Origin of the sequence: Pseudomonas sp. PB105, from assembly GCF_009764655.1 — a bacterium.
Taxonomy (GTDB): Bacteria; Pseudomonadota; Gammaproteobacteria; order Pseudomonadales; family Pseudomonadaceae; genus Aquipseudomonas; species Aquipseudomonas cyclaminis.
On record NZ_RWIO01000032.1, the window covers coordinates 46,331 to 72,620 of the forward strand.

A 26,290-nucleotide genomic window follows, 5' to 3' on the forward strand; every position below is an offset into this window, starting at 1 on the left:
GTCAGAACTCTAACTCCGCGCTGAAGTAGAGGACGTGGCGATGATCGTAAGTGTTGTCGGCCCAGGTGGTGGGCTGGTTGTCGAGACGTTGTTGCAGCATGCCGGCCAGCTCCACGTTGGCTTTGCCCAGGGCAATGCGCTTGGCCACCCGCAGGTCGACCCGTTCGAAGCGATATTGATTGAGTGCGTCGTCGCCATAGTAGAACAGCGCGCTCGACCAGCCCCGGCCCCATTCGCGCAACCAGCCGGCGGAGCCACTGTTGCGCGCCGTCTGGGCTTTGTCGCGTGGGTTGCTGGCGGTGGCGTCGACGTAAGCATAGGTCAGCCGCAAACGGTCGGCGTTGCTTACCCGCCAGTCGAACTGCGACTCGGCGCCGGTAAACCGCGAGCTGTTGGCGTTGCTGGCGATGTACTGGTTGTTGCGCAGGGGCGAGCTGATCATGTCGGTGATTTCGTCATAGAACAGTTTCACGTCCATGGTCAGCCCGATGTCGGCAAAGAACCCGTTGTAACCCAGTTCTCGCGAGCGCATCAGTTCTTTGTCGAGATTGCCCGGGCCACGGGTCTTCACGAAGTACTGCCCGGTGCTTTGCCCGTAGGCCGGGGAGCTGAGGTTGGTGACGCGGTAGCTCCAGTTGACGTTGTTCTCGAACATGTCCGGCGAACGGATCGCTTCGGAATACACCGCGCGCAGGCCGTGGCGCGGGTTGATCAGATAGTTGACCGCCACCCGTGGCGTCAGTGAGTGGCCGCTCAGGCGCGTGTCTTCGAACATGGCGCCGCCTTGCAGCAACCAATGCTCGCTGGCGCGCCATTCCAACTGGCCGAACAGGCGCCAAGTGGTGTCGTCCAGGGTGCCGTTGAAGTAGGTGTCGGAGTCGGCGCGGTCGTAGCGGTAGTTCATGCCGCTGACCAGGCGCAGGCTGTCGGACAGGCTGAGGGTGTCTTGGATTTCCAGGTCGTAACGGCTTTCGCGTGTGCTTTGGTTGATGTCACCGCACACGCTCTGGTTGGCGCCGTTGCGCCATTGATCCAACACCTGATTGGCCAAGGCTTGCTCGGCGGCACTGCCTGGCGGCGCGGAACCTTGGCTGTAGGTTTCCATGTGCCGGGCCAGCAATTCGGCGTAGTTGGGGTTGAGTTGCCACAACTGGGTCAGCTCGGGGCTGAACGAAACCTTGGCGTCGCAAGCCTTCCAGATTTGCTGGCGGTCCCACTGCTGCGCCGAACCTTGGACGTACAGGCTGTGTTCGGGGTTGAAGTCGATGTTCCAGCGAAGGGAGCCGGCGTAGTCCTTGGCCGTGACGTCGGAGTTATTACCGCCTTCGGTAATCCCGGCGAAAACTGGTGTGTAGGTATACGGACGCTGATTGGTGCCTTCCTTGGCGTCCAGTTGCCAGTCGATGCTTTGCTGGGCGTTCAGCGTCTGACTCACTGCCAGGCTGAAGCGATTGAGTCGGCGGCTGTCACGGCGGTCGGCACCGGCAGCATCGCTGTCGAAGCCATCGTCCTGTTGTCCGGACAGCGACAGGCGCAAATCACCGGTTTCCCAGCCTACGCCCTGGCTGGCATAGAAATCGTTGATCCCGCGTTCGCCGCGAATCACCTTGACTCTTGATCCGTGGCTGTTGGCCGGTGAACGCGTAAGAATATTCACCACCGCCATCAGCGCATTGGCGCCGTAGCTGACGGTATTGGGGCCGCGGAACACTTCGATGCGCTCGATATCCTCCATGGCCACCGGAATGTCACTCCAGTCCACCGTGGCCAGGCCGGCGCGGTACACCGAGCGCCCGTCGATCAAGACCTGCATGCGTCGCGCATCGTTGGCGCTGGTGCCGTGGTAGTTCACCGCCGCCTGGTTGCCGGTGGTGTAGCCGACCATCATTCCCGGCACCAGGCGCAGCAGTTCGCTGATGTCCCGTGCGCCGCTGGCTTTGATCAGTTCGCTGTCGATCACGGTCATGCTGCCGGGCACGGCGGCGGCCGATTGCTTGAGGCGCGTGGCGGTCAAGACCTGCGGCAGCGGCTGGCTGTCAAGGAACAGATCGTCAGCCAGTACCGAGGTACTGCACAACAGCAGCAGCAATAGAGATGAGTGGGAAGGAGGGCCCAAAGACACGACACGGCCTTGATAATGACGGATAGCCGACCATGTTAACTGAGGCGGGGCCATTTGCCATTCGCCACACTTGCAATTACGTCACTCGTCCATGGCATTTTCCGACAGGCGCACGATTTGATTCGGGGGCTGGTCGCAAGCAGGTCGCCCCGTATAATGCCGCCATCGCCACTGGTATGGATTAACGGATTGCATATGACTGAACAGCACCCTATTGCGGTCCTGGGAGGCGGAAGTTTTGGTACCGCCGTGGCAAACCTGCTGGCCGAGAACGGTCACGCGGTGCGCCAGTGGATGCGCGATCCCGAGCAGGCCGAGGCCATTCGCGTGCATCGGGAGAACCCTCGTTACCTCAAAGGCATCAAGATTCATCCGGCGGTCGAGCCGGTCACCGATCTGCTGGCCACCCTGACGGACTGCGACCTGTGTTTTGTCGCGCTGCCCTCCAGCGCCTTGCGCTCTGTGTTGGCGCCCCATGCCGAACGTCTGGCGGGCAAGATGCTGGTCAGCCTGACCAAGGGCATCGAGGCGCAGACCTTCAAGTTGATGAGCGAAATCCTTGAAGAAATTGCCCCTCAGGCACGCATCGGCGTGTTGTCCGGGCCGAACCTGGCGCGGGAAGTCGCCGAGCACGCGCTGACCGCGACTGTGGTCGCCAGCGAAGACGAAGCCCTGTGCGAGCGCGTCCAGGCGGTGCTGCATGGTCGTACTTTTCGTGTGTATGCCAGTAGCGATCGTTTCGGCGTCGAATTGGGCGGTGCGCTCAAGAACGTCTACGCGATCATCGCCGGCATGGCGGTGGCCCTGGGCATGGGCGAAAACACCAAGAGCATGCTGATCACCCGCGCCTTGGCCGAGATGACGCGCTTTGCGGTGAATCAGGGCGCCAACCCGATGACCTTCCTCGGCCTCGCAGGCGTGGGCGACCTGATCGTCACGTGTTCTTCGCCGAAAAGCCGCAACTACCAAGTAGGTTTCGCCCTGGGCCAAGGCTTGAGCCTGGAAGACGCGGTGACGCGCCTGGGCGAAGTGGCCGAAGGCGTCAACACCCTCAAGGTGCTCAAGGCGAAGGCCCAGGAGGTGGGCGTATACATGCCGCTGGTCGCGGGGCTGCACGCGATCCTGTTCGAAGGGCGCACCTTGAACCAGGTCATCGAGTTGCTGATGCGCGCCGAGCCGAAAACCGATGTCGACTTTATTTCCACCAGTGGTTTCAACTGAGGAACGCGTCATGAACGATCCGAAAGCAGCTCCCAAGTACGAATCCATTGTCCTGCGCATCCTGTGGATGCTGGTGTTTGCCCTGGTGTGGCAAGTCGCGCAGTTTATTCTCGGCGCGCTGGTCGTGGTGCAATTGATCTATCGCTTGATCTACGGCGCACCGAACCTGGGCCTGATGAATTTTGGCGACAGTCTCAGCCAGTTCCTCGCCCAGATCGGCCGCTTCGGCAGCTTCCATAGCGAGCAGAAGCCTTGGCCCTTCGCCGACTGGCCAACCCCGCGCGCGCCCGAGGGCGAAGCCGCCCATAGCGTGCCCCCGGCGCCGCACCCAGTGCGCGATGAAGAGCCAAAACTGTGAAGTTGTGGATTCTGCGCCACGGCGAGGCCCAAGGGCATGCGCGTACGGATGCCGAACGCAACCTCACTGAACATGGCCGTGGCGAAGTGTTTCGCAGTGCTGAGCATCTGATTGGCCAGCCGCTCAGCGCCATTATCGCCAGCCCCTACGTGCGGGCGCAGCAAACCGCGCAACTGGTACGCGAGGCGTTGGGGTTTGAACCAGAAATCCGCACGGTGCCGTGGCTGACGCCGGAGGGCAATCCACTGCAGGTGCTGGAAAAGCTCGACACGGATGACAACGTGCTGCTGGTCAGTCATCAACCCTTGGTCGGCAGCTTGATCAGCTTCTTGCAGCACGGCCACCCACGCCAGCCAGAACCGATGCACACCGCCAGCCTGGCGGAACTGGAGGGCGACTTCCCGCTAGCGGGGCTGATGAGCCTGGTGAGTGTGAAGAACCCGTAGGCTATATCGCTGCTTTATCCCTGCGGGGTGTAAACGGCTGTGCGGCGTCGATTTTGAAACGAGCGTTCCGATGCGGTTGTGTGGCAGGATTAGGGTCGTAATAAAACCAACAAGGACAATCGCATGAGCCTGTGGCGCAACCCACCGAATATAGAACAACTCAACGCCAGCCAGAAAAACACCATCGGTGAACTGCTGGATATCCGCTTTGAAAGCTTCGACGACGAATCCCTGACCGCCAGCATGGTGGTCGATCACCGTACCCATCAGCCTTACGGGCTGCTGCACGGCGGCGCTTCGGTGGTGCTGGCAGAAAGCGTTGGCTCCATGGCGGCTTACCTGTGCATCGACGGGAGCAAGTTCTATTGCGTAGGCCTGGAGATCAACGCCAATCACCTGCGCGGTGTGCGCAGCGGGCGAGTGACGGCGGTGGCCAAGGCGATCCATATCGGGCGCACCACGCAGGTGTGGGACATCCGTCTGACCACCGAAGATGGCAAGGTCAACTGCGTTTCCCGCTTGACCATGGCCGTGGTGCCGCTGGGCGAGAACCCGCCGCCGCGATAGGCGTGGCGTGAGTGTCACCATTCCTGGCAGTTACAGTCATTGCTGTGCTGCCCGGGCATGGTGACAATCAATCTCTGTTTTTATAGAGGGGCCGGTATGTCGCAGCACGTGTTTTTTGCCCACGCCAATGGCTTTCCTTCGGCCACCTACGGCAAGCTGTTTGCCGCCCTGGCCCCGGAATACACAGTGGCTCACCTGCCACAGCACGGTCACGACCCCAGGTTTCCGGTGGATGATAACTGGCAGAACCTGGTCGACGAGTTGATCCACCACCTGGAACAGCAGCCGGAACCGGTGTGGGGTGTGGGCCACTCCCTGGGCGGCGTGTTGCATTTGCACGCGGCCATGCGTTGCCCGCAGCTGTATCGCGGTGTGGTGATGCTCGACTCTCCGGTATTGACGCGTGCGGACCGCTGGGTGATTCGCGCCGCCAAGCGCTTCGGTTTTATCGACCGCCTGACCCCGGCCGGCCGCACCCTGGGCCGTCGTGAAGAGTTCACTGACCTCGACGCAGCGCGCAGCTATTTTGCCGGTAAGACCCTGTTCCGTGGCTTCGACCCGGAGTGCTTCGACGCTTACCTGCAACATGGTCTGTATCAAGCGGGCGACCGACTGCGCCTGCGCTTCGACCCGGCCACCGAAATCAGCATCTACCGTGGCGTGCCCCACACCAGCCCCGGTCAGGTGCGCCAGTTGAAGGTGCCGCTGGCGGTGGTGCGCGGTCGCCAGAGCCGGGTGGTGATGCGTCACCATGCCAGCGGGGTCGACCGTCTGCCCATGGGCGAAATGCTCACCATGCCCGGCGGCCACATGTTCCCCCTCGAACGCCCCCAGGACACTGCGACCTTGATCAAGACCCTGTTTGCCCGCTGGGAAGCCCGTGAGCGCAGTTGCGCATGAGCGCGCCGGTCGAAGAAGTGCGCCTGAGCCTGCCCCATATCGAATTGGCGGCCCACCTGTTTGGTCCCGAAGACGGTTTGCCGGTGATTGCCCTGCATGGCTGGCTGGACAACGCCAACAGTTTTGCGCGCCTGGCGCCCAAGCTCACGGGCTTGCGTATCGTGGCGCTGGACATGGCCGGCCATGGGCATTCGGCGCACCGTCCTACGGGTGCCGGTTATGCGTTGTGGGATTACGTCCACGATGTACTGCAAGTCGCTGAGCAACTGGGCTGGAAACGTTTTGCATTACTTGGCCACTCCCTCGGTGCCATCGTTTCTCTGGTGCTGGCCGGCGCCATGCCGGAGCGGGTGACTCACCTGGGATTGATCGACGGCGTGATCCCACCCACCGCCAGTGGCGAGAACGCTGCCGAGCGCCTGGGCATGGCCTTGCAGGCGCAATTGAACCTGCAGGACAAGCGTAAGCCGGTCTACAGCACCTTGGACCGAGCGGTCGAAGCGCGCATGAAAGGCTTGGTGGCCGTCAGCCGTGAAGCGGCCGAGCTGCTGGCCCAGCGCGGTTTGATGCCGGTGCCGGGTGGTTACACCTGGCGTTCGGACAGTCGCCTGACACTGGCCTCACCGATTCGTCTGACCGATGAGCAGGCGATGGCCTTCGTGCGGCGTGTGGGATGCCCTACGCAGTTGGTGGTCGCCGCTGACGGCATGTTGGCGAAACATCCTGAATTGCTTTCCCAGCTACCCTTTACGGTAACCACACTGCCAGGCGGCCATCATTTGCACTTGAATGATGAGCCGGGTGCGGTCCTTGTTGCAGACTGTTTCAATCGGTTCTTCTCCGCGCCTTGACTTGGGGCGGTCAACTGCCGAGGCTGGGCGGATTGAAAGGGAGTCAACCATGAATGTTTTCAACACCGCTGTGACCTCCAATGGCCAGGGCTCGTTGAGCTTATGAGCGTGCGTAACGGCTGTATCCGTATCCTCGGGCTGAGCCTGCTCAGCCCACTGGTGTTCGCCGCCGACGTACCGGGCAGCCAGGACCTGCCCGCCGTGGCCCGGCAGGTCGACGCACAAATCGTCGATTACCGCCCCGCTGAAGAAAAAGAACGCATCTACCCCATGGGCGCGATCCGCAAGATCAGCGGCCAACTGCGCTATGAAGGCCAGGCCATCGCCCGAGGCCAAGCCACGGCGATTACCTACGAACTGCCCGCCGAACACAGCTCCGACGCTGCATTTACCTCTACCCGCGAAGCCTTGCAGGCCAAGGGCGCGCAACTGTTGTTCTGGTGCAAGGCCCGCGACTGTGGTGAAAGCAGCCTGTGGGCCAACGAGATCTTCGGCAACGCCAAGCTGGTCGGCGCCGATGGCCAGCAGGAATACCTGCTGCTGCGTCTGGCGGCCCCGCAGGACAATTCCCTGGTGGCGCTGTACGGCATCACCCGAGGCAACCGCCGTGCCTATCTGCACGTAGAGCAACTGGACGCCAGCGCGCCGCTGGGCGACCTGTTGCCCACCTCGGCCACCCTGTTGCGCGAGTTGAAGAGCACCGGCGAACTGGACCTTCCAGCGCTGGGCGCCGAGCCCGGTGACACCTGGCTGACGCTGATCTCCCGTGGCTTGAACCTCGACACTACCTTGCGCGTCAGCCTGTCCGGGCCCACTGCCGAAGCCTGGCGCCAGGCCCTAGTCGACAAAGGCGTGCGCGCTGCGCGCCTGGAAACCGGTACCGGTGAAACCAAAGGCCTGCACCTGCATCTGATACGCTGACCGCCTATAAGGCGAACGGACCCGAGCCGTTCGCCTAAGCTTACTTCCTACAGCCTTTTTTCCGAGATACCCCATGCTCAATAACGATCGCCTGCTGGTGCAAATCCTGCTGCTGGTGCTGTTTGGTGCCAGTTTCTGGGTGATGGCGCCGTTCTGGTCGGCGCTGTTCTGGGGCGCGGTGCTGGCGTTTGCCAGTTGGCCGTTGATGGTGCTGCTGACGCGCTGGCTGGGTGGCCGTGAATCCCTGGCCGCTGGCATCCTGACCCTGGGCTGGATGCTGTTGGTGGCGGTGCCGCTGGTGTGGCTGGGGTTCAACCTGGCGGACCATGTACGCGATGCGGTGGCGTTGATCAAGGATATCCAGGTCGACGGGCTGCCCGAGGCGCCAACCTGGCTGGGCTCAATCCCCTTTTTGGGGGAGCGCCTGGTCGGGATGTGGAACAGCATCGACGAGCAGGGCGCCGCGCTGATGGTCAGCATCAAGCCGTACCTGGGCCAGGTGGGCAACTGGCTGTTGGCGCGCAGCGCGCAGATCGGCGGCGGTATCCTTGAGCTGACCCTGAGCCTGGTGTTCGTGTTCTTTTTCTATCGCGACGGGCCACGGTTGGCGATGTTCGTCCATCGGCTGCTCGAACGCTTGATCGGTGAGCGTGCCGGTTATTACATAGAATTGGTCGCGGGGACCGTGCAACGGGTCGTCAACGGCGTGATCGGCACCGCCGCTGCCCAGGCCGTGCTGGCGCTGATCGGCTTCTGGATTGCCGGAGTGCCTGGCGCGCTGGTGCTCGGCATCGTGACCTTCCTGCTCAGCCTGATTCCCATGGGGCCGCCGTTGGTGTGGATCCCGGCCACGGCGTGGCTGGCCTGGAAGGGCGATTACACCTACGCGGTGTTTCTGGGTGTGTGGGGGACGTTCATCATCAGTGGCGTGGACAACGTGCTCAAGCCGTACCTGATCAGCCGTGGCGGCAATCTGCCGCTGGTGATTGTGTTGCTCGGGGTGTTCGGCGGCTTGATCGCGTTTGGTTTTATCGGTCTGTTTATCGGCCCGACCCTGTTGGCCGTGGCGTACAGCCTGTTGATGGATTGGAGCGCAACCCAGGCTCAAGGGCGACGCGAAGACAAACCTCTCTAAGCCCGGGGCAGCCACATCACGGCGGTCAAACCGCCGCCTGGGGTTTCCTCCAGGCTCAGGCGACCGCCGAGGCGCTCAGCGGCGTCCTTGGAAATCGTCATGCCCAGGCCGACGCCACCGGAATTGCGGTTGCGTGAGCCTTCCAGGCGGAAGAAGGGCTCGAATACGGCTTCGCGCTGATCGGCCGCGATTCCCGGGCCGTGGTCGATCACGCGGATGATCAGGGCTTCACGGCTATCCTCCAGTTCAACCCGCGCCGTGCCGGCATAGCGCAAGGCGTTGTCGATCAAGTTGTTCAAGCACGAGCGCAGGGCCATCGGTTGCACCTGTAACGGCACGCAAGTGCCGGCGAACTGCACGTCGCAGCCCTGGTCCTGGGCGTTTTCACTCAGTGACTCCACCAGCGCCTGCACATCCAGCCAATGTCGGGTTTCGCTGGTGCGCTGCTCGTGCAGGTAGCTCAGGGTGGCATCAAGCATGCCGATCATGTCGTCCAGGTCCTGGCGCATCTGGCCCTGCAGCCTGGTGTCGTCGATCTGCTCAAGGCGTAGCTTGAGGCGTGACAGCGGTGTGCGCAGGTCGTGGGAGACGGCGCCGAGCATGCGTGCACGTTGGCTGACTTGTTCGCGGATACGGCGTTGCATCAGGTTGAAAGTCGATGCCGCTTTGCGCGCTTCCTGCGGCCCGGACTCATCCAGCGGTGGGCTGTCGAGGTCCAGGCTCAGGCGTTCGGCGGCTTCGCTCAGGCGCTGGATCGGTCGGCTCAGCAGCTTGGCGCCATACCAGGCGGCGATGATCAGGCAGATGAACTGGAACGTCAGTGGGACTACCGGGCCGCCAAACCACGGGCGACGATGTTCCTTATGCACCGGCATCAAAGTACCGTCCGGTTCCTCGACAAACGTTTCCTGAGGCGGCGGCGGGGGAGGGCCGTAATAACGGAACCAAGAAATCGCCAGTACATGTGCCAGCACAATCGCCACCAGCAACACGCCGAACAGTCGACCGAACAGCGTATTGAAGGGGGTACGCATCAGCCGATATCCCGCGCGTCAAACAGGTAGCCTTCGCCGCGCACGGTCTTGATCAACTGCGGCGCCTTGGGATCATCCCCCAGTTTCTGGCGCAGGCGCGAGACCAGCAAGTCGATGCTGCGATCAAACGCTTCAATGGACCGACCACGGGCTGCATCCAGCAACTGCTCGCGGCTCAACACCCGGCGCGGGCGCTCGATAAACACCCATAACAGACGGAACTCGGCGTTGGACAGCGGCACTACGAGGCCATCGTCCGCCACCAGTTGGCGCAGCACGCTGTTGAGGCGCCAGTTGTCGAAGCGGATATTGGCGCGCTGCTCGGTGCGGTCATCGCGTACGCGGCGCAGGATGGTCTGGATACGTGCCACCAGTTCGCGTGGTTCGAACGGCTTGGACATGTAGTCGTCGGCGCCCAGCTCCAGGCCGATGATGCGGTCGGTGGGCTCGCAGCGGGCGGTGAGCATCAGGATCGGAATATCCGAATCCGAGCGCAGCCAGCGGCACAGCGACAGGCCGTCTTCGCCCGGCAGCATCAGGTCGAGCACCACCACGTCAAAGGTTTCGGCTTGCATCGCCTGGCGCATTGCGGCGCCGTCGGTGACGCCAGTGGCGAGAATATTGAAGCGTGCCAGGTAGTCGATCAGCAGTTCGCGAATCGGCACATCGTCGTCGACGATCAGCGCACGGGTGTTCCAGCGCTTGTCATCGGCGGCCACCGCGCCTTTTTGCTCGTCGTTCACTGGGACAAAAGGGGTATGCATAATGCGATCATCTGCCTGGTTGTTGCGGTCAGCATAGGCGCCCAGCCCCATGGCTGGAAGTGCTGGTCGGAGGGTAGTGCGGGCGAGGCTAGCGGCGAGGCGTGTTGGGGGCATGTCGTGAATGTATCAGCTTTGAAACATTTGCCCGAAAGGCCCGTGAAATGGCGGTTGGTCAGTATTTACCGATCATCGGATCCCGCAACGCCGCTGCTTGCGCTACAATCCGCGCCGATTTCGACTTGCCTGAGAGCCCATTCCAATGTCCGTCTGCCAGACTCCTATCATCGTCGCCCTGGATTACCCCACCCGTGACGCCGCACTGAAGCTGGCTGACCAGTTGGACCCCGCGCTTTGCCGGGTCAAGGTCGGCAAGGAACTGTTCACCAGTTGCGCCGCAGAAATCGTCGGCACCCTGCGTGACAAAGGCTTCGAAGTGTTCCTCGACCTGAAATTCCACGATATTCCGAATACCACCGCCATGGCGGTCAAGGCCGCCGCCGAAATGGGCGTGTGGATGGTGAACGTGCACTGTTCCGGCGGCCTGCGCATGATGACGGCCTGCCGCGAAGTGCTGGAACAGCGCAGCGGCCCTAAACCGCTGCTGATCGGCGTGACCGTGCTGACCAGCATGGAGCGCGAAGACCTGGCCGGTATCGGCCTGGACATCGAGCCTCAGGAGCAGGTGCTGCGTCTGGCCGCGTTGGCCCAGAAAGCCGGTCTCGACGGCCTGGTGTGTTCGGCCCTGGAAGCCCAGGCGCTGAAAACCGCCCACCCGTCGCTGCAATTGGTGACCCCAGGGATCCGCCCGGCGGGCAGTGCCCAGGATGACCAGCGCCGTATCCTGACGCCGCGCCAGGCACTGGATGCGGGTTCCGATTACCTGGTAATCGGCCGTCCGATCAGCCAGGCGGCAGATCCGGCCAAGGCGTTGGCGGCGGTTGTTGCCGAGATCGCCTGATCCCTGACGCTGTGAGAACCCCATGTGGGAGGGAGCTTGCCCCCGATGGCCCTGCGCATCGCAGGCAAGCCAGCTCCCACATTGGTTTTGCGCTGTATCAGCTGACCTTCAGAACCAACTTCCCAAAGTTCTCGCCGTTGAACAGCTTCATCAACGTCTCCGGGAACGTCTCCAGCCCCTCGACAATATCTTCCTTGCTCTTGAGCTTGCCCTGAGCCATCCAGCCGGCCATTTCCTGCCCGGCGGCGGCAAAATTCGCCGCGTGATCCATCACCACAAAGCCTTCCATTCGCGCGCGATTGACCAGCAGTGACAGGTAGTTCGCCGGGCCTTTGACCGCTTCCTTATTGTTGTACTGGCTGATGGCGCCACAGATCACCACGCGAGCCTTCAACGCCAGGCGGCTGAGTACTGCGTCGAGGATGTCGCCGCCGACGTTATCGAAATACACATCCACGCCCTTCGGGCATTCGCGCTTGAGAGCGGCGGGTACGTCTTCGTTCTTGTAATCGATGGCCGCGTCAAAACCCAATTCGTCCACCAGGAACCTGCACTTGTCGGCGCCACCGGCGATGCCGACCACGCGGCACCCTTTAAGCTTGGCGATCTGCCCGGCAATACTGCCTACGGCGCCGGCTGCGCCTGAGATCACTACGGTGTCACCCGACTTGGGCGCGCCGGTGTCCAGCAGCGCGAAGTAGGCCGTCATGCCGGTCATGCCCAGTGCAGAAAGGTAGCGGGGCAGCGGGGCAAGCTTAGGGTCGACGGTGTAGAAGCCGCGGGGCTCGCCGAGGAAATAATCCTGCACCCCCAAGGCACCGTTTACGTAGTCTCCGACCGCGAATTTCGGGTTGTTCGAAGCAATCACCTTGCCCACGCCGAGTGCGCGCATCACCTCGCCGATGCCGACGGGCGGAATGTAGGACTTGCCCTCATTCATCCAGCCGCGCATGGCTGGGTCGAGGGACAAGTATTCATTGCGTACCAGCACTTGCCCGTCCTGGGGCGTGCCCACCGGCACTTCCTGATAGGTGAAGGTGTCCCGCGTCGCCGCGCCGACCGGGCGTTTGGCGAGCAGGAATTGGCGGTTGGTCTGGGCGGTCATGGCAGGGACTCTTTAAAAAGTGGAGCATGAGTGATAGACCTTGAACGGCTTGGGGGCAAGGCTGGCTTTGGGTGCGAATGCTGCTCGATAGGCTGCGTTGATAGTGCGCCCGGTCTCGTTATCACTGGTGCGCATGCTGCCCTAACCGGGCTTTTGATAGTGCTGACGCGTCCGGCGTGCTGTTGGCTAGACTCGTCCCACGGCTATTTCTCCCATAGGACATCCCCCATGAGCATGACGTTTTCTGGCCAGGTCGCCCTGGTGACCGGCGCCGCCGCCGGTATTGGTCGCGCTACCGCGCTGGCGTTCGCCGCCGAAGGCTTGAAGGTTGTGGTTGCCGACCTGGATGTGGCGGGCGGCGAGGGCACCGTCGCGCTGATCCACCAGGCCGGTGGCGAGGCACTGTTTGTGCGCTGCAACGTCACGCAGGAGACGGATGTTCAGCAGTTGATGGCGCAGACCGTCAGCGCTTATGGCCGCCTGGACTATGCCTTTAATAACGCCGGCATCGAGATTGAGAAGGGCAAGCTGGCTGACGGCAGCCTGGATGAGTTCGACGCCATCATGGGCGTCAACGTCAAAGGCGTATGGCTGTGCATGAAGTACCAGTTGCCGCTGCTGCTGGCACAGGGTGGCGGCGCTATCGTCAACACCGCGTCGGTCGCGGGGCTTGGCGCGGCGCCGAAGATGAGCATCTACGCGGCCTCCAAGCATGCGGTGATCGGCCTGACCAAATCGGCGGCCATCGAGTACGCCAAGAAGAAAATCCGCGTCAACGCCGTCTGCCCCGCAGTGATCGACACCGACATGTTCCGCCGTGCCTATGAAGCCGACCCCCGCAAGGCCGAATTCGCCGCCGCCATGCACCCGGTCGGACGTATCGGCAAGGTCGAGGAAATCGCCAGCGCCGTGCTTTACCTGTGCAGCGACGGAGCGGCGTTCACCACCGGCCACGCCTTGGCCGTGGACGGTGGCGCGACGGCGATCTAGGACCTTGCGTCGGCCCCCATTCGAAATAGGCTGGGGCGCTGTGGGGCGTTTCCAGAGCTGGCACAACGCCGCGACCGAATATGTGTCATTAGGTAAATAACCCAATAAAATCAATACTTTAATAAATTTATGCGCCCGGCAATCAACCGCTTCTGTGCTTAACTCTTTGGGTTGATAACAGACAGTTGAAGTGAGTGGCTCATGGATTTAGGGATCGATCGACAAGCCCTTGTACCGGTGGTGCAGCAAATCGTCAGTGCAGTGGCGCAATGGATTCGCAAGGACGGGATCAGCCCCGGCACGCGCTTGCCGTCCATCCGCCAGTTGGCCCTGGATAACCTGCTCAGCCAATCCAGCGTGATCGAAGCACTCGAACGGATGGTCGCGCAGGGGGTGCTGGCGCCCCGGCAGGGCTCGGGATTTGTGGTGGCCCAGCCGGGGGATTCCCACGAAGGCAATTGGTATGAGGGGGCGGAGCGCGAATGGGGCAGCTTTGCCGACAACCCGCTGGGCGAGTTGAAACTGGGCTGCGGCTGGTTACCCGATGCCTGGCGCGAGAGCGATGACATCAGTTATGCGATTCGTGAAGTCGCCCGTACCGACACTGCAGGCCTGTTCAACTACAGCACGCCGTTGGGGCTGCCCGCGTTGCGTGAGCAACTGCTCAAGCGCCTGACGCAGATTCATATCGCTTCCAGCGTGGACCGCATCCTCACGACCGCAGGCGCGGGCCATGCCCAGGACTTGCTGATACGCACGCTGCTCAAGGCAGGCGATTACGTGGTGGTGGAAACACCGGGGTACGGCAACCTCTATCAGCAACTGGTGTTCCAGGGCGTGCAACTGCTGGAGGTGCCGCGTATACAGGGCGGTCCCGATCTCTCGGTCCTGGAAGCCTTGCTGCAGCAACATCGGCCCAAGTGCCTGTTCATCCACAGCGTTCATCACAACCCTACGGGTACGAGTTTGTGCCGCGAGGTGGCCGAGCGCCTGCTGGAGCTGGCTCACCGCGAAAACTTCCTGATCATTGAGGAAGACGTCTACGGTGACCTGCAACATGCCAGTTGCGTGCGGCTTGCGGCGTTGCCCCATGATGATCGGGTGATCTACGTCGCGAGTTTCTCCAAGACCTTGAGCAGTGCGTTGCGCGTGGGGTATCTGAGTGCCAGTTCGGCGATCATCGCGCAACTGGCCAGCCTCAAGACCTTGACCGGGTTCGGCACCTCGCGGTTCGCCGAGGCAGTGGTGGCCACGCTGCTGGCCAATGGCACCTATCGTAAATGGGTACAGCGCCTGCGCAAGCGACTGGGTACCGAAATGAAGGCCACCCTGCAAGTGCTGGAAGACGAAGAATGGGAGGTGTTCGCGGTGCCCGCCGGGGGCATGTTCCTGTGGACGCGACCGGGAGAGGTGCAGCCTTCGCTGTTACAGATGTGTGCCCGGCGGCTAGGGGTGTTGTTGTCTCCTGGGGCGTTGTTCAGCCCGACGGCGCAGGCCAGCGAGTGGCTGCGCATCAATGTGGCCTATGCAACTGATCCGCGGGCCTTGGCGTTGTTCAGTGCCATGGGGCCCGCCAGATCGACCTCGACCATTCTGAAAACGACGAGCGTGTAGCTTTTTGCCATTATTGTGGCGCCAGCGTCTTGTGTTCAGTGCCTTGTGGTTGCGAATCTCGCTGCATGTCAATCGGGCTTGATGGCATCTGCCATTGCAAGAGGATTCAAGTGCAATGATTTCAGGCGTGCAACGACGTTTCGCCAACCTCGGTATGGCGAAAAAACTGGGCTTGGGCTTTATGCTGGTGCTGCTGCTGACCGCGTTGGTGGCGGCCATTGGCGTGTGGTCCCTGCAGACCGTTGGCCAGCGTTTCGAAGGGCTCAAGGCCATGTCGTCGCTCAATAGCGGCTTGCTCAAGGTGCGTCTGATCGAGCAGGACTACGCGCTGCACGCCGACCCCAAGGCGGTCGACGCGCTGCATGAAAGCGTCGACGCCTTGGCAGCCCAGGCCGCCGCCCTCAAGGCCCAGTCTGCGGCGAACGTGCCGGTGATGACCGATGTCGAGCAGGCACTGGCCGCTTACCGCAAAGCGTTCGATGAGTTTGTCGAACTGACCCAGACCAAGGATCTGGCGCTGGAAATGGCCAGCTGGTCGGTGTCCAGCGTGGCGAATAACCTTGATGTGTTGCAGGCCGGCCTTGCGGACGATGGGGCTTATGGCCTCAAGCAAAGCCAGGGCAAGGAGGGCGCCGAGTTTATCGAGCAGGCCGGACAGGTCAGTCAGGTATCGCGCTTGATGTTGCAAGCCATGAACGAAGCCCATGTGCGCCTGGACCAGAGCCGCAAAGTGGACGCCGAGGACGCCGAGCAAGGCAAGATCGAGCAGGCCGACCAGGCCTTGGCTCAGGTCGAACAACTGAAAACCTCGGTCAAGGACTCCGGATATCAGACAGTGCTCAATGAAGTCTCCGGGCATATTGCTGCGTTCAGCGAGAAACTGGGTGAGTACACCGGCCTGCTGGCGCAGGAAAAAGTGGTCTACAAACAACTGCATGACCGGGCGGCCCTGGTGGTCAGCCGGGTCAATCAGGCCTATGACGCCGAAGACCTGTCGATGCAGGCGCAACTGAAAAAAAACGCACTGTTGATCATCGGCTCGTCGGCCCTGGCCTTGCTGGTGGGGCTGATTGCCGCATGGGTGATTACCCGTTTGATCGTCGCGCCGCTGCGCAGTGTGATTGCGGTGGCGCAGCAGATTGCCGCTGGGGATCTGAGCGGGCGCATGGAGGTCAGTCGTCGTGATGAGATCGGCCAGTTGATGCAGGCCATGCAACAGATGGGCAACGGCCTGAGCCAGATGGTCAGCGGCCTGCAGGCCGGAATCGAGCAATTGGCCAGCTCGGCGCAGACGCTCTCCAGCGTCACCGAGCAAACCAATGTCGAGGTCAGCAGCCAGAAGGAAGAAACCGAGCAGGTGGCCACCGCGATGAACCAGATGACCGCCACGGTGCACGACGTGGCGCGCAACGCCGAAGAGGCCGCGCAAGCCGCGCAGACGGCGGATGACAAGGTCGACAGTGGGCAGCAAGTGGTGCGCCAGAGTCTGCAGCGCATCGAGTTGCTGGCCACTTCCAGCACCAGTGCCAGTGCGAGCATCGAGAGCCTCAGTGCCGAAATCCAGAACATCGGCACCGTGCTGGGCGTGATCAAAAGCGTGGCGGAACAGACCAACCTGCTGGCCCTGAACGCGGCGATCGAAGCCGCCCGCGCAGGTGAACAGGGCCGTGGCTTTGCGGTAGTGGCCGATGAGGTGCGGGCGCTCGCCAAGCGTACCCAGCAATCAACCGAAGAAATCGAGCGGTTGGTCAGCACTTTGCGCAGCGCGGCGCAATCCTCGGTGCAGCAGATCCAGCAAAGCGGCGAGCTGGTCAAACTGGCGGTCAGCGATGCCCTGGAAACCGAAAGTGCCCTGGGCAGTATCGCGGGCGCGGTGTCGTTGATCCAGCAGATGAACCAGCAGATCGCCGCTGCGGCCGAGGAGCAAAGCTCGGTGGCCGAAGAGATCAACCGCAGCGTCACCAGTATCCGGGCGAGTGCCGATCAGTCGGCGTTGAGCATGCAGGGCAACGCGGCGTCGAGCATCCAGCTGGCGCAGTTGGGGGCGGAGCTCAAGGGGATGGTGGGGCATTTCCGCCTTTGACCGCAGTGCAGAGGCTGCGATCAAAGGGGAGGGCGATCAGGCGTGGTTGGCGAGAAAGGTCAGCAGCGCTTCGTTGACGAAGTCCGGGTTTTCGCGGCTGGAGATATGCCCGGCGTCTGGAATCAACGTCAGGGCGCAGCCAATCAGTTCGGCCATTTCCTTGGATTCGGCGGGTGGGCGGGGTTTGTCCTGCTCGCCGCACATCACCAGGGTGGTGTCAGCGTCCAGGTCCGACAGCTGTTCCAGCACGTCGTCGCGGCTGAAGATCAACCGACCCAAGGGCACGATGCTCTGCAGCAGGCGGTCTCGGGAAAAAGCTTGCAGCGACGCGCGAAAGTCCTGGTAGAGCGCTGATTTGCGGTCGATCTCCGGGCGGAAGAAGATCGGCGCGATCACATCCAGCAACGGCTCGGGAATCGCGCCGGCGTCTTCAATCATCTTGAACAGCGAGAAGTAATACTGGCGCGTAGCCTCGGGCTCTGCGCCGAGGTAGGTGTCCAGCAGCACCAGGCTATTGATGCGCTCGGGCGCCTGCAACGCCAGGCGCGCCCCCCACATTCCGCCTACCGAGAGGCCCACCAGGTTGATCTGCGCAATATCCAAGTGATCCAGCAGGGCCAGGTTCTGGCGCGCGAGGTCGTCGAGGGAGTGAGTCTGCGTGGGTAGTCGGCCCGATTCACCGTGGCCCCAGAGTTCGGGCACGATCACACGGTACTGTTGCGACAGGGCTTCGATCTGCGGCGCCCACATGTCGCGGTCCCACAGGTAGCTGGAGCCGAGCAGGACGGCCGGGCCGGTGCCCTGGTCGAGATAATGCAGTGGTTGTCCATCAATGACGGCGATAGGCATAGCAGGCCTCTGACTTCACGGAGTGAGGGGCACTTTTTTACGCTAGTCGGCGGGTGGAGGATAGGTGCCAGGGTGATGGCACCTATTGTTTCGCGAGCATCAGTCGTAGATGACTTTCTTCTTCCACTCGGCGTCGGCTTCGACTTCTTTCATGCCTTCGGTCAATTCGCTGACCTCTTCTACGGCCTGTTGGCTGTTAGCCAGCACCGTGGAGTTGGCGCGGGCCAGTTGGCCTTCCAGTTGTTGCAACTGGGCGCTGTAGAGCACCGGCTCCGGCTGCTTGCGCAGGTACTGCACGCCACGTTCGAAAGCCAGTCGTGCCTGGCCTGGTTGGCCTTGCTGCAGCGCGTGCTGTCCGAGATTGTTGAAGAATTCGATGTGCAGCAGCACCAGGATATGGCGGATTTCCTTGATCCAGTGCTTGGCTTCGTTGGAGGGCAGGAAGCCATCCTGGGCCGCGCGCGTTACCTGGCCGTGCAGGGCTTCGAGCAGGAAACGCACGTCCTTGGCCTTGGCTTCGGTCTGGATAGGTGCCGGCGGGTTGTTTACCGGGATGGATTCGCCCTGGGCCACCAAGGTGTTCAGCTCGGTGATGCGCGCCTTGATCGGTGCACTGGTCTTGTTGAGATTCAACAACCGCTGGTTGACGTTGAGCTCCAGGCGGGTCAACAACAGTTTGAGCGCCGGCGTCATCAGTTGGCCTGGGAATGTTTCGGTGATCTCACCGCAACGGCGCAGGCGATCGTTAAGCTCGATCTGGGTGCGCTGCTTTTCCAGCTTGTTGTTTTCCACCACGTGGTTCATGTAGCCAATGGCGATCAGTATTGCGATCCCGGCTATTACCAGCAGGGTGATCATGAGTGGTGTCACCGGTGTGACCTCTTTATAGGGTTTGCAGTGGAGTGTAGTGACTGAGCCGGCTATCGGATAGGTCTGATCGACCAGTTGCCCAGGTAGTTTCTTCTATATAGATACGCGCTCCCTGCGTGAATGCACATTGCCATCATTTGCCAGGGTGAACTATAGCGTCTTGTCGGGTGCCAGAATATAGGCGTCAAGGTGCGGACCGGCAGAATGCCCGCAAGCGCCGGTAAACGCGGGCGAAGTCATTGATTTTAATAAATTTATCCTTGGGGGTTGACGACCTCCCAATCCATCCATAGAATGCGCGCCACTTAAAGCGTAAAGCACACAGCGAAACGCGATGAGTAGTGAATGTTGTACGTGTGTCCCCTTCGTCTAGTGGCCTAGGACACCGCCCTTTCACGGCGGTAACAGGGGTTCGAGTCCCCTAGGGGACGCCATATGCGGGAATAGCTCAGTTGGTAGAGCACGACCTTGCCAAGGTCGGGGTCGCGAGTTCGAGTCTCGTTTCCCGCTCCAATTTACAAACAGTGTGGCTTTAGGGCGGCACTGAGTGAAACCAGGACCACATCCTCGGATGCGGCCTCTGGGCACTGAAGCACACACCATGTGTTTCAGTAGCGTGTCCCCTTCGTCTAGTGGCCTAGGACACCGCCCTTTCACGGCGGTAACAGGGGTTCGAGTCCCCTAGGGGACGCCATTTGCGGGAATAGCTCAGTTGGTAGAGCACGACCTTGCCAAGGTCGGGGTCGCGAGTTCGAGTCTCGTTTCCCGCTCCATATTCAAGAAAAAAGCCACTCAATCGAGTGGCTTTTCTTTGCCTGGGATTTGAGCAACACCCTGAAGTGAGGCGCCAACGCCCGCCTGGTGGCGGGCGCGAACGCGGGTCAGAGCGTGGGCAGTTGGCCGATGCGGCCCATCATTTCGGTGACGATTTGCAAGTCCAGCAAGAACTGGTCGACCGTCTTGAACTCGTTGTCGGTATGCCCGGTGTATTTCACTTCCGGGCGCGCGAGGCCAAACTGTACACCGTTCGGCAGGTCGTGGACCGAGGTGGCGCCGGCCGAAGTACCGAATTTATGTTCCATGCCCAGGTTTTCGCTGGCGACCGCGAGCAAGGCCTTCACCCATTCACCTTCCGGGTTGCGGAACATCGGCTCGGCCACCGAGTAGGTTAAGTCCACGTTGACCTTGGTCTTCTTGTCCCAGGCGCTCAGTTTCTCGGCGATCTCAGCCTTGAGTTTCTCCGGGGATTTGCCCTTCGGCACCCGCAGGTTGACCGCCAGCTTGAAGGCGTTGTCGTCCAGCCCGACAAAGGTCAGCGACGTGGTCAGCGGCCCCATGAAGTCATCGGAGAAGCCCACGCCCAATTTGCCACCCAGGTAATCCAGGCCCCAATTGTCGGACGCATACCGTGCTGCGTCGGTGATGTGGTTGTGCTTGAGGGCAATCTTGCCGTCGACGCTGTGGATCAGCTCCAGCATGCGCGCCACCGGGTTGATACCGGCCTCTGGCTCGGAGGAGTGCGCCGACACCCCGGAGACGGTCAGTTTGACATCCTTGCCCACGACCTTGGCGCTCACCTCAAAATCACCACCGTTGCGCTTGGCGTATGCCGTGCCGGCGTTTTGCAGGCTGGCTGCCAATTCGGCAGGTTTTTCGCTGACGAACGTGGCCACCGACGCCGACGGAATCTGGTTGGTGGCCATGCCGCCGGTCATTGCGATGATTTCTGCACCTTTGCCTTCCCCTTTACGGCGCGGGAAAGTGGCCATGACGGTGCCATAACCTTTTTCGGCAATCACCACCGGGTAGCCGCCGTCCAGCGCCAGGTTGTATTGCGGCGTCGGGTTGCGTTCGAAGTAGTAAGGGATTGCGTCGCCGGAGGTTTCTTCAGTGGTGTCCACCAGCAGCTTGAAATTACGCGCCAACGGCAGCTTTTCTTCCTTGATCACCTTCATGGCATACATCGCTACCACAATGCCGTTTTTATCATCCTCGGTGCCCCGGCCATACATGCGGTCGCCGATCAGCGTGACCTTGAAGGGATCGAGGTGGGTGCCGTCCTTCAATACCCAGTTTTCCGGTGTCACCGGCACCACGTCGGCGTGAGCGTGGATACCCACTACCTCGTCGCCGCTGCCTGCCAGGGAGATTTCATACACGCGGTTGTCGACGTTACGGAAATTCAGGTCAAAGCTCTCGGCCAGGGCCTGGATCTTGTCGGCAATCCGAATGAATTCCGGGTTCTTGTATTGCGGCACACCGTCCACGTTGAAGGTCGGGATTTCCACCAGTTCGCGCAGGGTGTCGAGGGCGGCTTTGCCGTACTTCGCTCGGGTGTAAATGCCCAGCAAGCGATGGATGTCGTTCTGCTGGTCGGCGGTCAGGGTCTGGTTGTCGAGGAAGGCGCTGATAGCCGGGCCCACGTCAGCGGTTTTACCCAGGTCGCCCTTGGCCAGGGTGCTGAGGAAACCACGAAAATCGGTAACTGACGTTTCGTTGAAACCCTTCAGAATTGCCGTGCTTTGCTCCGGCGTAATGTTGGCAAAAACGGCGGTGCTCATCACCGAAAGGCTCGCCGCGAGCAAGGTCGCAGCCGCCAATTGCTTGAGGGGAAAGTGCATGGTTAGAGGCATTCCTTTGCAAAGGGAGAGTAGGGGGTTTCTGATCAATGTGTCAGAAACATTTCCACACACTAACACTGCAAAGGTGTGCCAGGGAGACCAAAAAGAGGCTTATCTAAAAACTCGATAGCACCCTCGAATGCGCATGTTGCAACGCTGTAACCTGCGGTTTAGAGGCGTCTCTGGGCGCAGTGCTCGAAGAATCGTCGCGGTTTAGTCCAGGCTGTACCGCACCGACAGCGCGCCCTTTTTTTCCGACAGGGCCAGGATAGTTACCTCACCCAGCTCGCCAAGTGTTTGCACATGGGTACCGCCGCAAGCGTAGGTGGGCAGCTCGCCGAAGCCCACCTCGCGGGTGCCGTCATCCAGGGCCATATGGCGCGGATAATCTGCGGCGATCCATTGGTTGATCTGCTGCTGAAGGGTCTCGGCGTCAATGGCTTGCGCGCTTTCGCCACGGATAAAAGTGATCTTGCCTTCGCCCGGCCAGTGGTGCGCCTTGATCGGCATCCAGCCCAGGGTTTCGCCGGCGTTGCCGATCAAATGTCCGGCGGAATGCAGGCGTGTGTGCAGGGTACGGCGTGGTTCATCGACCCGCGCGGTGATGGGACCCACAGCTACAGGTTGGTTGACATAGTGCACTACGCGATCAGCTTCCTGAGTGACGCGCAGGACCTGACCATCACCGAGCCAGCCCGTGTCGAACGGCTGGCCACCGCCCTGGGGATGGAAAATCGTCGACTGTAAAATGACCGCAAACTGGTCGTCGCAGTGCGTGCAGCTCAGTACTTCAAGCTCGGCACTGAGGTGATCGTGGGTGAAAAACAGGCGCTCGGTCATCTTCTACATCCGCATCAGGGTTCTGCGGGCAGTATAAATAGTGCTTGGATAGGTGATAATCCGCTCAAATATCAATGGACCTGTGCGTCATGAGCATCAATCTTCCGTTACCGCTGCTGGGGGAAATGGCGATTTTCGTCAAGGTGGTAGAGACCGGCAGCTTCTCCGGAGCGGCACGGCAATTGAGCGTTTCGCCCTCGGCGGTGAGTCGCAGTATTTCGCGCCTGGAAAAGGCCCTGGCTACCCGGTTGCTGCAACGCACCACGCGCAAACTGCGCTTGAGCGAAGGCGGTGAAGAGGTGTTCAAGCGCTGCCAGGAGATGGTCAGCGCGGCGCGTTCGGTGATGGAAATAAGTGGCCAATTCACCCATGAGGCCGAGGGGCTGGTGCGGGTCAGTGTGCCTAAGGCGGTGGGGCGGTTCGTGGTGCACCCACATATGCCGGAGTTTCTGCGGCGGTATCCCAAGGTGGATGTGCAGTTGATCCTAGAGGACCGGCAGGTAGACATGATCGATGACAATGTTGATCTGAGCATTCGCATCACCGACAGCCCGCCGCCGGGGCTGGTGGGGCGTCAGCTATTGCCGATTGAGCATTTGCTGTGTGCGACGCCGCAGTACCTGGCCGATCACGGTATGCCGGAGCATCCCCACGATTTGCTGGAACACAGCTGCATCTACCTTGGCGAAACCCCCGGCGACTCGCGTTGGAAATTCCGACAGGACGGTAAGACAGTGACCGTCGGCGTGCACGGGCGTTATGCAGCGAATCACACCGGCGTGCGGCTGGATGCGGTGTTGCAACATGTGGGGATTGGCAGCCTGCCGTTCTTTACGGCGCGCCATGCGCTGGAGGAGGGGCGTTTGGTACAGGTGTTGCCAGGGTGGGATTTTATTGCGTCCTACCATGGCGAGGCGTGGTTGCTGCATTCGCCCACGCGCTACCTGCCGCCGAAGCTGCGGGTGTTTATTGATTATCTGGTGGAGTGTATGGCGAAGGAGCCGACATTGCGTCGGCCCTCTGGTACGGCTGGCTGATCAGTGCTTGCTCTGATCCTGGGGCATGGCCAGCAGTTGCTTTTCCTGGTTCCAGTCGAACGGCTCGTCGTTCTGTTCGGCCTCATAACGACGTTCTTCCAGGGCCTGGTACAGGTCCAGCTCTTCGTCGGGCATAAAGTGCAGGCAATCGCCGCCGAAGAACCACAGCAGATCGCGTGGCACCAGGTGGGCAATTTGCGGGTAGCGCAGAATGACTTGGCTCATCAGGTCCTGGCCCAGGTATTGGCTTTCGATCGGGTCAATCGGCAGTAGGGCGCGCAGTTCGTCGAAGCGCTCCAGGAACAGGGTGTGGCTTTCCTCGGGCACCTGTTCGGCTTCGCCGACGGCAACCAGGATGCTGCGCAGGTGGTCGAGCAAGACGAGATGATCGGCAACGACGTTGGACACGAGATAAGTCCTCTAAAGCAAAAACGGGCGCGAGAGTATATAGCCCTCGCGCCCGTTTTTATATGACCGCTGGGATCAGCGGACTGTACCCTCAGCCTGGGTCAGTTCTTCCTTGCTGAAATCATCCACGTCGATCACCTTGCGCCGCGCTGCTTCAGCGTCGCGCAACGTCTGCGCCTCGCCCGGTTGCAGCACGTTGGCATGCAGCGCGGCGTCGATGGCATGCTCGCCGGCCGTCGGTTTGACCTGGCCGCTTTTGAGCGCGGTGTGGAGTTTTTTCTGCAGCGGATGGCTGGCACCCAATAGGTCGTAGGCGTGTTGCAGGGCGCCGACCGGATCGTCCGCCGATTGTGGGCGGTAGCAGCCGGCCAGCAATTCTTCCAGTGTCGGGTCGCCTTTGGCGCGGCCGATGACGGCGGCCACCTCGGCATCCAGTGCATCGGACGGCCCGGTATGGCGACGGCCGAACGGGAACACAATCACCCGCAGCAGGCAGCCGAGCACCTTGTTCGGGAAGTTGCCCAGCAACTCATCCAGCGCACGTTCCGACTCGCCGAGGCTTTCTTCCATGGCCCAGGCGAACAGCGGTTCCAGGTGGTCCGGCGAATCCAGATCGTGATAGCGCTTGAGCGCCGCTGAAGCCAGGTACATATGGCTCAGTACATCCCCCAGGCGTGCCGACAGGCGTTCGCGGCGTTTCAGCTCGCCGCCCAGCAGCATCATGCTCAAGTCCGCAAGCAGGGCGAAGGCCGCAGCCTGGCGATTGAGTGCACGGAAATAACCCTGGCTCAAGCGGTTACCCGGCGCTTTCTCAAAGCGGCCAAAGCCCAAGTTCAGTACCAGGGTGCTCGCGGCGTTGCTCACGGCAAAACCGATGTGTTGCATCAGCAGGCCGTCAAATTCCTTCAGCGCCTGGTCATGGTCTTCGCGACCGGCCAGGGCCATTTCCTTGAGCACGAACGGATGGCAGCGGATGGCGCCCTGGCCAAAGATCATCAGGTTGCGCGAGAGGATATTCGCGCCCTCGACAGTGATGAAGATCGGCGCACCTTGCCAGCTACGGCCCAGGTAATTGTTGGGGCCCATGATGATGCCCTTGCCGCCGTGTACGTCCATCGCGTGGCTGATGCATTCACGGCCGCGCTCGGTGAGGTGGTACTTGAGGATTGCCGACAGCACTGAAGGTTTTTCCCCGAGGTCAACGGCATTGGCGGTGAGCATGCGCGCACTGTCCATCAGCCAGGCGTTGCCGCCGATACGGGCCAGGGCTTCCTGGATACCTTCGAAGGCGGAGAGTGGCACGTTGAATTGTTCGCGCACCTGGGCGTACTGGCCGGTCACCAGGCTGGTGAACTTGGCCGCGCCGGTGCCGACTGCCGGCAGGGAAATCGAACGGCCCACCGACAGGCAATTCATCAGCATCATCCAGCCCTTGCCGAGCATTTCCTGGCCGCCGATGAGGAATTCCAGGGGGATGAACACGTCCTTGCCGGAGTTGGGGCCGTTCATGAAGGCGGCGCCGAGCGGCAGGTGACGACGGCCGATTTCCACACCGGGGGTGTCTGTGGGAATCAGCGCCAGGCTGATACCCAGATCTTCCTCTTCGCCCAACAGATGGTCCGGGTCATGGGCTTTGAAGGCCAGCCCGAGCAGGGTCGCGACCGGGCCGAGGGTGATGTAGCGTTTTTCCCAGTTCAGGCGCAGGCCGAGGGTTTCCTTGCCTTCCCATTCACCTTTGCAGATCACGCCGGTGTCAGGCATGGCGCCCGCATCGGAGCCAGCCAGTGGCCCGGTTAGGGCGAAGCACGGAATATCATCGCCGCGGGCCAGGCGTGGCAGGTAGTGGTTGCGTTGTTCATCGGTGCCGTAGTGCAGCAGCAGTTCGGCCGGGCCGAGGGAGTTTGGCACCATCACGGTGGAGGCGAGGTCGCCGCTGCGGGTGGCGAGTTTCATCGCCACCTGGGAGTGAGCGTAGGCGGAGAAACCCTTGCCGCCGTACTCCTTGGGAATGATAAGTGCGAAGAAACCGTGGGTCTTGATGTGCTCCCATGCAGCCGGCGGCAAGTCCATGGCCTGGCCGATTTCCCAGTCGCTGACCATGGCGCAGAGTTCTTCGGTGGGGCCGTCGATGAAGGCTTGTTCCTCTTCGGTCAGTTGCACCTTGGGGTAGGCCAGCAACTTGTCCCAATCGGGGCGGCCGCTGAACAGCTCGCCGTCCCACCAAACGGTGCCGGCGTCGATGGCATCGCGCTCGGTTTCGGACATGGGCGGAAGGACTTTCTGGAACCAGCTGAACAGTGGCTTGGTGAAATATTGGCGGCGCAGGTCCGGCAGCAGCAAGGGCGCGGCCACGACAGCGATCAACACCCAGAAGATCAGCAACAGCCAACCCGGTGCATGGCTCCAGGCGCCCATCGCCAGCAGGTAGACGGCGACCACGCCCAAGGCGGGCAGGGGCGCGGTGCGGCGATGTGCCAGGTAGGCAACGCCGACCACCAGAACCAGTATCCACAACAACAGCATATTCAATCCTCCGTGAAACCAGGGGCGAAACCACCAAGGAGCTTAGTCGGCATCCGAGAAAGCGCGGTGATCA

At 61.4% G+C, this 26,290-nt stretch carries 23 protein-coding genes, 4 tRNA genes and 1 pseudogene; 18 read left to right on the forward strand and 10 right to left on the reverse strand.

The genetic code is table 11. The annotated features are described in order from the left end of the window. Position 1 precedes the first annotated feature (1 nt). A complete protein-coding gene (locus EJD88_RS06710; RefSeq protein ID WP_112194338.1) occupies positions 2-2,122 on the reverse strand; it encodes a TonB-dependent siderophore receptor in 2,121 nt (706 codons plus the stop codon). Positions 2,123-2,317: 195 nt separating this feature from the next. Between EJD88_RS06710 and EJD88_RS06715 the strand changes: the two genes are divergently transcribed. The 8 genes from EJD88_RS06715 (at position 2,318) to EJD88_RS06750 (ending at position 8,521) form a co-directional block, all read left to right on the forward strand. After that, entirely contained in the window at positions 2,318-3,343 is a 1,026-nt protein-coding gene (locus EJD88_RS06715; RefSeq protein WP_158877346.1) for an NAD(P)H-dependent glycerol-3-phosphate dehydrogenase, read from the forward strand. A 10-nt stretch (positions 3,344-3,353) separates the two neighbouring features. Further along, complete coding sequence (locus tag EJD88_RS06720) at positions 3,354-3,701, forward strand: DUF4389 domain-containing protein (protein ID WP_029292722.1); 348 nt, start codon at positions 3,354-3,356, stop codon at positions 3,699-3,701. Then, positions 3,698-4,147: a phosphohistidine phosphatase SixA gene (sixA, locus tag EJD88_RS06725; protein ID WP_158877348.1), complete on the forward strand. Its 450-nt coding sequence runs from the start codon at positions 3,698-3,700 to the stop codon at positions 4,145-4,147. Before EJD88_RS06720 ends, sixA begins: the two co-directional genes overlap by 4 nt. A 123-nt stretch (positions 4,148-4,270) precedes the next feature. Then, positions 4,271-4,714, forward strand: coding sequence for a hotdog fold thioesterase (locus EJD88_RS06730; protein ID WP_158877350.1), 444 nt, complete (start codon positions 4,271-4,273; stop codon positions 4,712-4,714). A gap of 96 nt (positions 4,715-4,810) precedes the next feature. After that, the gene (locus tag EJD88_RS06735) at positions 4,811-5,614 is read left to right on the forward strand and encodes an alpha/beta fold hydrolase (RefSeq protein WP_099586725.1); all 804 of its coding nucleotides are present in this window, start codon (positions 4,811-4,813) and stop codon (positions 5,612-5,614) included. Next, the gene (locus tag EJD88_RS06740; RefSeq protein ID WP_099586724.1) at positions 5,611-6,465 is read left to right on the forward strand and encodes an alpha/beta hydrolase; all 855 of its coding nucleotides are present in this window, start codon (positions 5,611-5,613) and stop codon (positions 6,463-6,465) included. Before EJD88_RS06735 ends, EJD88_RS06740 begins: the two co-directional genes overlap by 4 nt. A gap of 102 nt (positions 6,466-6,567) precedes the next feature. After that, positions 6,568-7,386, forward strand: a complete 819-nt coding sequence (locus EJD88_RS06745) for a DUF4892 domain-containing protein (protein WP_158877352.1) — start codon at positions 6,568-6,570, stop codon at positions 7,384-7,386. Positions 7,387-7,459: 73 nt separating this feature from the next. Beyond that, a complete protein-coding gene (locus tag EJD88_RS06750) occupies positions 7,460-8,521 on the forward strand; it encodes an AI-2E family transporter (protein WP_099586722.1) in 1,062 nt (353 codons plus the stop codon). Here the strand turns inward: EJD88_RS06750 and EJD88_RS06755 are convergent. Next, entirely contained in the window at positions 8,518-9,555 is a 1,038-nt protein-coding gene (locus EJD88_RS06755; RefSeq protein ID WP_112194346.1) for a HAMP domain-containing sensor histidine kinase, read from the reverse strand. The genes EJD88_RS06750 and EJD88_RS06755 overlap by 4 nt on opposite strands. Next, entirely contained in the window at positions 9,555-10,319 is a 765-nt protein-coding gene (locus EJD88_RS06760; RefSeq protein ID WP_112196932.1) for a response regulator, read from the reverse strand. Before EJD88_RS06760 ends, EJD88_RS06755 begins: the two co-directional genes overlap by 1 nt. 259 nt (positions 10,320-10,578) lie before the next feature. Between EJD88_RS06760 and pyrF the strand changes: the two genes are divergently transcribed. After that, complete coding sequence (gene pyrF / locus EJD88_RS06765) at positions 10,579-11,277, forward strand: orotidine-5'-phosphate decarboxylase (RefSeq protein ID WP_099586720.1); 699 nt, start codon at positions 10,579-10,581, stop codon at positions 11,275-11,277. A gap of 97 nt (positions 11,278-11,374) precedes the next feature. Here the strand turns inward: pyrF and EJD88_RS06770 are convergent, their stop codons facing one another. Then, positions 11,375-12,382, reverse strand: coding sequence for an NADP-dependent oxidoreductase (locus EJD88_RS06770; protein WP_158877354.1), 1,008 nt, complete (start codon positions 12,380-12,382; stop codon positions 11,375-11,377). 228 nt (positions 12,383-12,610) lie between these two features. On the opposite strand from EJD88_RS06770, the gene EJD88_RS06775 reads away from it, so the two are divergent. The 4 genes and pseudogenes from EJD88_RS06775 (at position 12,611) to EJD88_RS27500 (ending at position 17,069) form a co-directional block, all read left to right on the forward strand. Further along, positions 12,611-13,372, forward strand: a complete 762-nt coding sequence (locus EJD88_RS06775; protein ID WP_158877356.1) for an SDR family oxidoreductase — start codon at positions 12,611-12,613, stop codon at positions 13,370-13,372. Positions 13,373-13,573: 201 nt separating this feature from the next. Next, positions 13,574-14,986, forward strand: coding sequence for a PLP-dependent aminotransferase family protein (locus tag EJD88_RS06780; RefSeq protein WP_158877358.1), 1,413 nt, complete (start codon positions 13,574-13,576; stop codon positions 14,984-14,986). Positions 14,987-15,983: 997 nt separating this feature from the next. Beyond that, positions 15,984-16,211 (forward strand): annotated as a pseudogene (locus tag EJD88_RS27495) (HAMP domain-containing protein); the annotation flags it as partial. A 15-nt stretch (positions 16,212-16,226) separates the two neighbouring features. Next, the gene (locus EJD88_RS27500) at positions 16,227-17,069 is read left to right on the forward strand and encodes a methyl-accepting chemotaxis protein (RefSeq protein WP_371926548.1); all 843 of its coding nucleotides are present in this window, start codon (positions 16,227-16,229) and stop codon (positions 17,067-17,069) included. A 36-nt stretch (positions 17,070-17,105) separates the two neighbouring features. Here the strand turns inward: EJD88_RS27500 and EJD88_RS06790 are convergent, their stop codons facing one another. Next, a complete protein-coding gene (locus EJD88_RS06790; protein WP_158877363.1) occupies positions 17,106-17,918 on the reverse strand; it encodes an alpha/beta fold hydrolase in 813 nt (270 codons plus the stop codon). A 99-nt stretch (positions 17,919-18,017) separates the two neighbouring features. Beyond that, complete coding sequence (locus tag EJD88_RS06795; protein ID WP_099586714.1) at positions 18,018-18,788, reverse strand: hypothetical protein; 771 nt, start codon at positions 18,786-18,788, stop codon at positions 18,018-18,020. Between the two features lie 358 nt (positions 18,789-19,146). Here EJD88_RS06795 and EJD88_RS06800 point away from each other — a divergent pair. From EJD88_RS06800 to EJD88_RS06815, 4 genes are all read left to right on the forward strand, one after another. Next, positions 19,147-19,222, forward strand: a tRNA-Glu gene (locus EJD88_RS06800). A gap of 3 nt (positions 19,223-19,225) precedes the next feature. Further along, positions 19,226-19,301: transfer RNA gene (locus EJD88_RS06805), tRNA-Gly, on the forward strand. Positions 19,302-19,406: 105 nt separating this feature from the next. Then, a tRNA-Glu gene (locus tag EJD88_RS06810) sits at positions 19,407-19,482 on the forward strand. Positions 19,483-19,485: 3 nt separating this feature from the next. After that, a tRNA-Gly gene (locus tag EJD88_RS06815) sits at positions 19,486-19,561 on the forward strand. Positions 19,562-19,669: 108 nt separating this feature from the next. Here EJD88_RS06815 and EJD88_RS06820 read toward each other — a convergent pair. Beyond that, on the reverse strand, positions 19,670-21,409 hold the full coding sequence (locus EJD88_RS06820) for a dipeptidase (protein ID WP_158877365.1): 1,740 nt from the start codon (positions 21,407-21,409) through the stop codon (positions 19,670-19,672). A gap of 213 nt (positions 21,410-21,622) precedes the next feature. Beyond that, positions 21,623-22,249 (reverse strand): alanyl-tRNA editing protein, encoded by a 627-nt coding sequence (locus tag EJD88_RS06825; RefSeq protein WP_158877367.1) that lies wholly within the window; start codon positions 22,247-22,249, stop codon positions 21,623-21,625. An 89-nt stretch (positions 22,250-22,338) separates the two neighbouring features. On the opposite strand from EJD88_RS06825, the gene EJD88_RS06830 reads away from it, so the two are divergent. Next, positions 22,339-23,286 (forward strand): LysR family transcriptional regulator, encoded by a 948-nt coding sequence (locus tag EJD88_RS06830; protein ID WP_158877369.1) that lies wholly within the window; start codon positions 22,339-22,341, stop codon positions 23,284-23,286. Here EJD88_RS06830 and EJD88_RS06835 read toward each other — a convergent pair whose 3' ends face one another. Both EJD88_RS06835 and EJD88_RS06840 read right to left on the reverse strand, forming a co-directional pair. Continuing rightward, the gene (locus tag EJD88_RS06835; RefSeq protein ID WP_078732357.1) at positions 23,287-23,694 is read right to left on the reverse strand and encodes a PA2817 family protein; all 408 of its coding nucleotides are present in this window, start codon (positions 23,692-23,694) and stop codon (positions 23,287-23,289) included. A 75-nt stretch (positions 23,695-23,769) separates the two neighbouring features. Then, positions 23,770-26,217: an acyl-CoA dehydrogenase gene (locus tag EJD88_RS06840; protein ID WP_158877371.1), complete on the reverse strand. Its 2,448-nt coding sequence runs from the start codon at positions 26,215-26,217 to the stop codon at positions 23,770-23,772. Between the last annotated feature and the right edge of the window lie 73 nt (positions 26,218-26,290).